This window comes from Acetobacter lambici (genome assembly GCF_011516885.1).
Taxonomy (GTDB): domain Bacteria; phylum Pseudomonadota; class Alphaproteobacteria; order Acetobacterales; family Acetobacteraceae; genus Acetobacter; species Acetobacter lambici.
In genome coordinates this window covers 1-2,390 of the sequence record NZ_WOTD01000110.1, presented here as the reverse complement: position 1 = coordinate 2,390, position 2,390 = coordinate 1, and the positions used below count along the sequence as shown (strand labels likewise).

Sequence of the window (2,390 nt, the reverse complement as noted above, 5' to 3'; positions counted from 1 at the left end):
TACACCCATGATCTGTGCGTCAGTAAAGCGATCACTCTTCATCAGAATCTCCTCATCCTTACGCTGAGAAAATTCTCATTCAAAAGCCACTCTTTTTATGGGGGGATTACCATACAACTCTGATCTCTCTACAGAATATTATGCCGCCATTCATCTTAGATGTGCTCATGCGATCATTCACGGTGAGTATTGCCTGCAGCAGTCAAGCGTAACCGTGAATGTCGGTTATTGAGGAACTGTTCCGCGCTATTAACGCGAAACAGAGCAACTAGTCGTGCCAGTTCATCTGCCATGGTGACCAAATTATGTGCTCCAGCAGCGCTTTGTTCTGCGACGGCGGCATTTTTCAATGTTGTCTGTTCGATTCCACTAATGGCAGAATTTATTTCTCCCAGACTTGTAGATTGACTTTGCGAAGACGTAGCAATCGTCGTGATGATGCTATTAATTTCACCCACCTGACTTGCGATACGTTGCAGTGCTTCACCCGCGTCCCGTACCTGCTGTACTCCTTCTTTGACGTCTGCCGCTGCCCTTGCAATTAAAGCCGTAATTTCTTTGCCTGCGTCTGCGGATCGCTGAGCGAGCACTCGTACTTCGCTGGCGACCACAGCAAAACCACGTCCATGCCCACCGGCCCTTGCGGCTTCCACGCTGGCATTGAGGGCCAGAATATTGGTTTGAAGGGAAATGTTGTTAATCATGTCGATGATGCTGGATATTTCCTGAGAGGATTTTTCGATTCGACCGATCGCCTCTATTGCATCATTGACAATTTGACTCGCTTGTTTAGCCTCGGACTGGGCGGTTTCAGTCATATGTCGTGCCTTGACTGTCTCGTTCGCAGTTCCTGAGGCGCTCTGGGCAATCTGGCTTAGGGCCGCCGACATTTCTTCCTGTGCTGCTGCCTGCTGCTCGGTTGCACGAGAAAGGCTGTCTGCTCCGTCACGGATGCCATCAGCGTTCGCTATGACGTCCTGACTGTTCTGAGCAATTTTGCTCATACTCTGCTCCAGACGTTCGGCTGTTGTATTGAAATGCTGCTTCAATATCTCAGCTCTATCCGGCATCGTTTCAGTTACACGATAGGTCAGGTCTCCATCCGCCATAGCGGTCAGCGCTGAACTTATGGCTGAGATCGTCTCGCGATCTTCCTGAGCTTGATTTTGTTGCTCTTCTAGTATTTTGGCTCGAGCCGAATCAATTTCATCGAGATAGAATGATACGGTAAGGTCGATTTCGGTCAGAACCGCCTTACATAAGCTGGTCAGACCGTCTGCCAGATCGTTACGCGCCGATGACCTGACTATGAAGCTTTTACCAAGCGCGGCTTCCTGGACTACAGAGCGGATGAGTTCGGTCAGGATGATCGTGTAGCCGCCAACATACCAACGGGGCGTCAGGCCAATCCTCGCATGAACCTCACCGATAGCCCGCACCCTTGCCATATAGGAATCATCAAAGCGAGCCGCCATAATAGCCTGCCAGTGGGACGTCTGCGCACGCTTCGCGTTATCGACGGCGGTCTCAGAAGAGAAAAATTTTCTGACTTCCGGGGTCTTGCGTATCTGGGAATAAAGCGCATCCAAAGCCTTTGGTAGCGCTCGTTCCAGAACCGGACGAATCTTACGTAAAGCTATGAGATCATCTTCTTCCATAGAGATGAACTCGTGCAACTCTTGAATATCCACGTTATTGCGCTCATTTGTATTCATGGCGTCATCAACCATGCTACCGAGTGCAAGACTGAAATTGTTATAACATGAAAAGACATAATTTTCGCTATAGTTATTATCGTTGTTAAATTATAATCGGTGGTTTTTGAACCGTCGTCAAGCACTCATCTCTTTGGCATAGCATTAAGTGTTCAAAAAACCCCTTTTTGGGGAGCATTTGGTGCTGTGATGCGTTGGATCGTGGAGACCGAGACGCCCAAAATATCAGCAATCTGGGCATTTTTCTGGCCGGCGGCTGAGAGCGTCAGGGCATGTGTTTTCTGGCGGTCAGTGAGTTTAGGCCGTCGTCCCAGACGCTTCCCTGCCGCACGAGCGGCTTCAAGCCCGGCGACTGTCCGTTCCCTTATGATCTCCCTCTCAAACTCGGCGAAGCCTGCCAGAATAGTCAAGAACAGCCGTCCGTTTGGTGTGTTGGTTTCGACACCAATATTAAGAATCCTCAGATTGATACTGCGTTTATTCAGTGTCCGAATTAACCCTATGACATCAAGCGTATCGCGCCCCAACCTGTCCAGCTTCGCAGCAATCAGACTGTCTCCGGGCCTTAGTGTCTGACCGAAAATGAGTTGAGTGATTTCAGTGGATTATGATTCATGGGTTTGCGATAACCTGATGAGATCAAGATGGCCTGGACTGAAATCACCCGCGCGCAGT

At 49.5% G+C, this 2,390-nt stretch carries 2 protein-coding genes; both read right to left on the bottom strand.

Features of this window, described 5'->3' with window-relative positions; genetic code table 11:
- Nucleotides 1-173 precede the first annotated feature (173 nt).
- Nucleotides 174-1,730, bottom strand: a complete 1,557-nt coding sequence (locus tag GOB86_RS15235) for a methyl-accepting chemotaxis protein (RefSeq protein WP_165993500.1) — start codon at nt 1,728-1,730, stop codon at nt 174-176.
- A gap of 137 nt (nt 1,731-1,867) precedes the next feature.
- Entirely contained in the window at nt 1,868-2,242 is a 375-nt protein-coding gene (locus GOB86_RS16570; protein ID WP_242012717.1) for a recombinase family protein, read from the bottom strand.
- Nucleotides 2,243-2,390: the final 148 nt, after the last annotated feature.

Coding starts and splice junctions, on each gene's coding strand:
- GOB86_RS15235 (WP_165993500.1), bottom strand. CDS start 1,730: ATGGTTGATGACGCCATGAATACAAATGAGCGCAATAACGTGGATATT.